Genomic DNA, 7,292 nt, shown 5'->3' on the forward strand with positions numbered 1-7,292 from the left:
CGAGCACACGAGAAACCGCACGCACCGGTCCCCACGCCCAGCCGCACGCCGGGCCGTGAGCGACCCCAGATCGGAATTGATGCCGTGAACCCCCTGACCACCAGCGCCTTCGACCTTCCCGACCGGCTCTCCGCCAAGGCCGACCCGACGCTGATCGCCACCGACGAGCAGCATTTCGCGGCGATCGCGGAGAGCCTCGACCGGTCGATCGCGGAACTCACCGAGAGCCTCGACGTCGCGCGCAGGGCACCCGGCGGCATCGGCCGGGCGGCGATGGACCGGGACACGGAGATCCACCGGCTCACCACACGGCTGCGCACCCTACGTCGCTTCGGCCTGGACCTGTGTCTGGGCCACATGGTGGACGCCGACACCTCCGAGCCCGTGTACATCGGGCGGCTCGGCCTCACCGACAGCACGGGCCGACGGCTGCTGCTCGACTGGCGCTCGCCCGCGGCGGAGCCGTTCTTCGGCGCGACCCACGCCAACCCGATGGGTCTGGCGAGCCGCCGCAGGTACCGGTGGACGCGCGGCCGGATCAGCGACTACTGGGACGAGGTGTTCACCGCCGACGGCTTCGCCGGACACGCCGCGCTCGACGACCAGTCCGCGTTCATCGCCAGCCTCGGCGGCAACCGCTCGGGCCGGATGCGCGATGTGCTCGGCACCATCCAGGCCGACCAGGACGCCATCATCCGCGCGGGATCACGCGGCGCGCTCGTCGTCGACGGCGGCCCCGGCACCGGCAAGACCGTCGTCGCCCTGCACCGCTCCGCCTACCTCCTCTACTCCGACCCGCGCCTCGGACACCGCAGGGGCGGCGTGCTGTTCGTCGGTCCGCACCGGCCCTATCTGGACTACGTCGCCGACGTCCTCCCCAGCCTCGGCGAGGAGGGTGTGCAGACCTGCATCCTGCGGGACCTCGTCGCCGAGGGCGCCGCGGCGGTCGTAGAGGCCGATCCGGAAGTGGCCCGGCTGAAGTCGTCCGTGCAGCTGGTGCGGGCGATCGAACCCGCCGTCCGGTTCTACGAGGAGCCGCCCACCAAGGGCATGAACGTCACCACGCACTGGTCCGACATCTGGCTGAGCCCCGAGGACTGGGCCGTCGCGTTCGAGGCGGCCGAACCCGGCACCCCGCACAACGAGGGACGCGAGCAGGTCTGGCAGGAGCTGCTCACGATCCTGGTCGACAAGCACGACGACACCGCCTCGCCGCAGGACGGCGAGGACGGGAAGGTCACGCCCGACCAGCTCCGGCGGTCGCTGCGGCAGAACAGGGACCTGCTCACCGCCTTCAACCGCGCATGGCCGCTGCTCGAAGCGGCCGACCTCGTCGGGGACCTGTGGACCGTACCGGCCTACCTGCGCAAGTGCGCCCCCGCGCTGAGCCGCGACGAGGTCCAGCGGTTGCAGCGCGCGGACGCCCAGGCCTGGACGGTGTCCGACCTGCCGCTGCTCGACGCGGCGCGGCAACGGCTCGGCGACCCCGAGTCCGCGCGCCGCAAGCGTCGGCAGGAAGCCGCCGTCGTCGCCGAACACGCGCGCAGGACCGACGTCATCGACAGCCTGCTGCAGAACGTCGAGATCGACGAGAGTGAAGGCGCGATGGGCATGCTCCACGGGCAGGACCTACGGGACGCGCTGATCGACGAGGCCGCACAGGTGTCCGCCATCGAACCCGACCTGCTCGCCGGGCCGTTCGCGCACATCGTCGTGGACGAGGCACAGGAACTCACCGACGCGGAATGGCAGATGCTCCTGCTGCGCTGCCCGTCCCGCAGCTTCACCGTCGTCGGCGACCGCGCCCAGGCCCGGCACGGCTTCACCGAGTCGTGGCAGGAACGGCTGAAGCGGGTCGGCCTCGACCGGATCGACCTCGCGTCCCTGACCGTCAACTACCGCACCCCAGAAGAGATCATGACGGAGGCCGAGCCGGTCATCCGTGCCGTGCTCCCGGACGCCAACGTGCCGACCTCCATCCGCAGCAGCGGCATCCCCGTCGTCCACGGACCCACCGCCGGCCTGGAGTCGGTCCTCGACACCTGGCTCGCCGAGCACGCGGACGGGATCGGCTGTGTCATCGGTACGGACGGGACGGACGCGGACATCTTCCGGACGCGGCCCCGCGTTCGGGCGCTGACTCCCGTACTGTCCAAGGGACTTGAGTTCGACCTGGTCGTCCTCATCGACCCGGAGCAGTTCGGCGAGGGCATCGAAGGAGCCGTCGACCACTATGTGGCGATGACCCGGGCGACCCAGCAGCTCGTCGTCCTCACGAGCGCCTGAGTCGGCGTGGCGCGCGGCGAGGCGGGGCTTGCCGCGCGCCGACGTCCTTGGTGTCAGCCTGCGGCGGGCAGTGTGAACTCGTAGATCAGGGCGTCCTGTTGGGCCTCCACCACCAGGTCGGTGATCTCCAGCGGGCGCGCGTACTGGTCGTGCACGCGGCGGGTCACGCGGACCGAGGGCGCGTTCGCGACCTGGGTGATGGCGTCCCGGTGGTGCAGGGTCAGACCCGCCCGGCGCATCCAGTCGTAGGTGCGCCGGAGTTGGGCGGCGGCGGAGCCGTCGGCGCGGCCGCGGTAGCGGGCCAGTTCCTCCACCTCGGCCAGCGCCACCGCCGAGAAGGACGTGACGGCCGTACGCAGCCCGCTGCCGTCGGCCGCCGCGGACGCGTAGCGGTGCACGAGGGTCGGCCGGTGCGGAGCGATGCGCAGGGCCTCGGCGTGGTCGGGCGGGGGATTCTCCCAGGCGACGGTGGCCCGGTCGAAGCCGGACGGGTCCGTGCTGCGGGCGCCGACCGGGAAGGTGAGGGAGGACGGGGTCTCGACGGGCCGGCCTGCCAGGGTGGCGTGGCTGCCGCGCCGGTCGGTGGAGACCAGGCCGTCCCTGCGCAGCACCTCCAGCGCCTGTCTTACGGTCTCCCGGCTGACCTGGAAGTGTTCGGCCAACTGCCGTTCGCCGGGCAGGCGTTCACCGGGCGGGATGGTGCCGTCGTGGAGTTCGCCGAGGAGTTGGGCGGCGACCTTCCCGTAGAGGGGCTGGTCGTCGGCGGTCGGGTGGTCGTGGGGGGTGGTGCGGGCCATGCCGCGCCTCCTGTTGGTGACAAGACTGAGGGCAGAACTGGTGACGATTCGTAGCCGTGCGGGCTCGTTGCGCGACCAGATCTAGCATTGGTCTAAACCACCAGGGAAGAGCGGCAGGGCAGTTCGGCCGAAACCGGCCCGCGCCGATCATCCCTCACAGGGCGTCGTGCACGGCCTCGATCAGGGTCATCTTCCGCGGGTCGTCGGCGATATGAGGCCCCATCCGGTTCATCGCATAGCCCATCGACACCCCCGCCTCCGGGTCGGCGAGACCGAAGGAGCCGCCGAAGCCGTCGTGTCCGAAAGCCCTCGGGTTGCGGCCGTACGATCCGTTCGGGCCGCTGAGCCACAGGCCGAGCCCGACCTCCGTGTCGTGCGCGAAGCCCGCGCCGAGCACCAGGTCACGGCAGCTGCCCTGCCCCTCGCGCACCCGCTCGGCCGCCTCGGGGGACAGGACGCGGTGGCCGTCGTAGGTCCCGCGCCCGGCGAAGACGCCGTAGAGCGCGGCGATCGCGCGTGCGGTGCCGTGGCCGTTCGCGGCCGGGATCTCCGCGGCGCGCCACTGAGGGGTGTTGGCCTCGGCCGCGCCCGCGACCGGGTTGGTCAGCGCGGCGATGGCCGCGGGCGCCAACTGGCTGAAGACCGCGGCCTGTTCACTCGCCGACGCGGCGGGCGGATGCACCAGCTCGGCCGCTCGGCCGGCCTCCTTCTCCGGCAGCCCGATGGTGAAGTCGATCCCGAGCGGGCCGGTGACCTCGCGCTCCAGGAAGGCGCTCGGGAGCAACCCCGAGACGCGGCGCACCACTTCGCCGACGAGGAAGCCGTAGGTGAGCGCGTGGTACCCGGATCGCGTCCCCGGCTCCCACCAGGGCTCCGTCGCCGCGAGCCGCTCGGTGGTCAACTCCCAGTCGTAGAGCTGCGCGAGAGAGTGCGGCTCACGCAGGCCGGCCAGTCCGGCACGGTGGGAGAGCAGGTGGCGTACGAGGACGTTCTCCTTGCCGGCGGCGGCGAACTCCGGCCAGTACGCGGCCACCGGGGCGTCGAGGTCGAGCAGGCCGCGGTCGGCGAGGATGTGGGCGCACAGGGCCACCGGGCCCTTCGTCGTCGACCACACGTTGACCAGCGTGTCCCGCTCCCAGGGGCGGGTCCGTGCCGCGTCGGCCCAGCCGCCCCAGAGGTCGACCACGGTCTCGCCGTCGACGGTGACGGTCACCGCGGCGCCCAGTTCGCCGCGGTCCCGGAAGTTCTCCTCGAACGCCGCGCGCACCACCGTGAAGCGGGGGTCGCAGTGGCCGTCGACGGCTGGCTGACGCTCGGACATGGGGCCTCCGTGGTGTGCCGGACGTCCGGGCCGCGACGCTGCGGCCCAGACCCCCTGAACATACCGACTGGTCGGACTGACCGGAAGCCGCCGTACGCTCAGTTCAGGAACAAGGTGCCGGCCGGCTCCCGGTGACCAGCCTCCGTGTGCCAGTAGTCGCGGGTCTCCACGGCCAGCCCGGCGCCTTCGAAGCGCACGAAGACACAGCCGGCCAGCGTGGACGGTTCACCGTCCTCCTCGGCCAGCACCCTGAACTCGGCCACGGCGACGCCGTGTTGGCCGACGACAGGCGCCGAGAACCGCACATCGCCCACCCGCTCCGCCGCGAACGACCACCGCAGATACGCGGCCAACTCGGCCCGCCCCCGGTGCGGTTCGCGGAAAGGCATCGAGCGGTGGACGCAGTCCTCGGCGTACAACTCCAGCAGCGCGTCCACGTCGTGCTCCGCCCAGGCGCGAGCCCAGACCCGCACGAACCGTTCGGCGGCCTCACTCGTGGCCATGTCCATGTGGGTACCCCTCAGACGTACGACCGCAGCCAGTCCAGCTTCACGGCCTCCTGGTAAGGGCCGCCGCCCTCATGGTCGTTGAAGTCGTACACCTCGATCTTCTTGTCCTCGTGCGCCCACGCGTTGAACGCGGCGAACACCGTGGAGGGCGGGCAGGTCTGGTCCTCCAGGGCGGTCGAGAAGAGGGCGGGGGCGCGGCCCCGGGCCGCGAAGTGGACGCCGTCGAAGTACGAGAGCGTGCGCAGAGCGTCCCCGGTGCGGCCACGATGGGTCTTCAGATAGTTGCCGATCTCCCGGTACGGGTCGCGGTCCGTGAGGGTCGCGGCGCGCGGGTAGTCGCACAGGAACGGCACGTCCGGCGCGATCCCGGCCAGGTCGCCGACCAGCCCGCCCACGGCGATGCTGATGCCGCCGCCCTGGCTCCCGCCGAGGGCCACCGCGCGCGCGGGATCGACCAGCGGGTGCGAGCGGGCCGCCTCGACGGCTCGCACGCCGTCCGTGAACACCCGCCGGTAGTAGTAGTTCTCGGGGGCGTCGATACCCCGGGTCATGAAGCCGGGGTACGCGGGCGCGCCGCCCACCGGGTCCGGGGTGCCACCGCCGCCGCCCCACGCACTGCCCTGACCGCGCGTGTCCATGATGAAGTGCGCGCGGCCCGTCGAGGCCCACAGCAGGTTCTCGTGCGGGAGGCCCCGCCCGCCGCCGTAACCCACGAACTCCACGACCAGCGGCAGCGGTTGGGCCGCGTCGGCCGGCAGCCGCAGCCAGCCCTTCACCGGGTGACCGCCGAACCCGGCGAACGTCACGTCGTACACCTTCACCGTGGACAGTCCCGTGTCGACCGGTTCGAAGCGGGCGTCCAGATCGTGCTCGCGGGTCTCCTGGAGGGTCTTGGACCAGAAGGCGTCGAAGTCCTCGGGCTCGGCGGAATCGCTGCGGTACGCGCGGAGTTCGTCGAGCGGAAGGTCGAACAGGGCCATCGGTGACCGCCTTTGTGAAGTGTGGGTGCGGATGATCACACCGTACGTGTGACATCGGAGGACTCGCCAGGCTCGTGCGGCGCCCCGCGCCTACCATGGCGGCATGTCGTCTGCCGTGGATCTGCTGGTCAAGGACGCCGAACTGCTCGTCGTGGACGGCGAGCGGGAGATCCCGGGCGGCTGGGTCGCCGTCACGGGTGGTCGGGTCACCGCCGTCGGCGTGGGAGGAGCCGAGCCCGAGGCGCTTACGACCGTCTCGGCCGCCGGGCGGCTCGTCACCCCGGGCCTGATCAACACGCACCACCACATCTACCAGAACCTCACCCGCTCCTACGCCCCCGCCGTCAACGGCACCCTCTTCGACTGGCTGACCACCCTCTACCCGCTGTGGGCGGGCCTCGACGAGGAGGCCGCGTACGTGTCGGCGTACGTCGGTATGGCGGAACTCCTCATGGGTGGCTGCACCACATCCTCCGACCACCTCTATGTGCATCCGCGCCCCTACCTCGTCGACGCCGAGATTCGCGCCGCCCGCGACATCGGCTTCCGGTTCCACGCGACCCGCGGTTCGATGACCCGCTCCGTCGAGGACGGGGGACTGCCGCCGAGGAGCGTCACGCAGAGCACCGACGAGGTGCTGGCCGACAGCGAGCGGCTGATCAAGGCCCACCACGACCCGGAACCGGGCGCGCTGATCCGGGTCGCGCTCGCCCCCTGCTCGCCGTTCTCGGTCACCAAGGACGTGATGACGGCGACCGCGGAACTCGCCGAGCGGTACGACGTCCGCCTGCACACGCACCTCGCCGAGGACCGCGACGAGGACACCTACTGCCTGGAGACCTACGGCTGCCGGCCCGTCGAGTACTTCGAGGACACCGGGTGGATGAGCGACCGCACCTGGGTCGCGCACTGCATCTACCCGAACGACGACGAACTGCGCCGCCTCGCCGCCGCGGGCGTCGGTGTGGCGCACTGCCCCAGCTCCAACATGCTCATCGGGGGCGGCACGGCGAGGGTGAGGGAGATGCGCGAGCTGGGCCTGCCGGTCGGTATCGGCTGTGACGGCTCCGCTTCGACCGATCACGCCTCGCTGTGGATGGAGACGCGGGGTGCGCTGCTCCTTGGGCGGTATCGGGGCGGGCCGGGTGCGATGACAGCGCGGGACGCCCTCGACATCGCGACCCGGGGTTCGGCGCGGTGTCTGGGCCGGGCTGACGAGCTGGGGCACCTGCGGCCGGGGGCGTGTGCCGACCTGGTCGTCTGGGACCTGCACGAGGTCGCGCTGGCCGGGGCGGTGAGTGATCCCGTCGAGGCGTGGCTGCGGTGTGGGCCCGCACGGGCGTGGACGACCGTGGTGGGCGGGCGGGTGCTGGTGGAGCGGGGCGAGCCGGTGCTGGCG

The 7,292-nt window shown here is 71.8% G+C and carries 6 protein-coding genes; 2 read left to right on the top strand and 4 right to left on the bottom strand.

All coding sequences use genetic code 11. From position 1 onward, the window contains the following. Positions 1-84: 84 nt before the first annotated feature. Positions 85-2,286, top strand: coding sequence for an RNA polymerase recycling motor ATPase HelR (gene helR / locus AC31A1_RS13465; RefSeq protein ID WP_489653516.1), 2,202 nt, complete (start codon positions 85-87; stop codon positions 2,284-2,286). A gap of 53 nt (positions 2,287-2,339) precedes the next feature. On the opposite strand, the gene AC31A1_RS13470 is transcribed toward helR, so the two are convergent. The 4 genes from AC31A1_RS13470 to AC31A1_RS13485 all read right to left on the bottom strand — a co-directional run bounded on the left by AC31A1_RS13470 (position 2,340) and on the right by AC31A1_RS13485 (position 5,893). Continuing rightward, entirely contained in the window at positions 2,340-3,083 is a 744-nt protein-coding gene (locus AC31A1_RS13470; RefSeq protein ID WP_489653517.1) for a GntR family transcriptional regulator, read from the bottom strand. Positions 3,084-3,237: 154 nt separating this feature from the next. After that, complete coding sequence (locus AC31A1_RS13475; RefSeq protein ID WP_489653518.1) at positions 3,238-4,404, bottom strand: serine hydrolase domain-containing protein; 1,167 nt, start codon at positions 4,402-4,404, stop codon at positions 3,238-3,240. A 98-nt stretch (positions 4,405-4,502) separates the two neighbouring features. Then, positions 4,503-4,907 (bottom strand): nuclear transport factor 2 family protein, encoded by a 405-nt coding sequence (locus tag AC31A1_RS13480; protein ID WP_489653519.1) that lies wholly within the window; start codon positions 4,905-4,907, stop codon positions 4,503-4,505. Positions 4,908-4,924: 17 nt separating this feature from the next. Then, the gene (locus AC31A1_RS13485; protein ID WP_489653520.1) at positions 4,925-5,893 is read right to left on the bottom strand and encodes an acetylxylan esterase; all 969 of its coding nucleotides are present in this window, start codon (positions 5,891-5,893) and stop codon (positions 4,925-4,927) included. A 103-nt stretch (positions 5,894-5,996) separates the two neighbouring features. Between AC31A1_RS13485 and AC31A1_RS13490 the strand changes: the two genes are divergently transcribed. Beyond that, positions 5,997-7,292 (top strand): 8-oxoguanine deaminase (locus AC31A1_RS13490; RefSeq protein ID WP_489653521.1); only part of this gene is annotated, 1,296 nt, incomplete at its 3' end.

Source organism: Streptomyces sp. P5F9 (genome assembly GCF_057961495.1).

Bases quoted from the DNA above. Each gene is read 5' to 3' on its own strand.
- AC31A1_RS13480 (WP_489653519.1), bottom strand. From the start codon at position 4,907: ATGGCCACGAGTGAGGCCGCCGAACGGTTCGTGCGGGTCTGGGCTCGC.
- AC31A1_RS13470 (WP_489653517.1), bottom strand. From the start codon at position 3,083: ATGGCCCGCACCACCCCCCACGACCACCCGACCGCCGACGACCAGCCC.
- AC31A1_RS13475 (WP_489653518.1), bottom strand. From the start codon at position 4,404: ATGTCCGAGCGTCAGCCAGCCGTCGACGGCCACTGCGACCCCCGCTTC.
- AC31A1_RS13485 (WP_489653520.1), bottom strand. From the start codon at position 5,893: ATGGCCCTGTTCGACCTTCCGCTCGACGAACTCCGCGCGTACCGCAGC.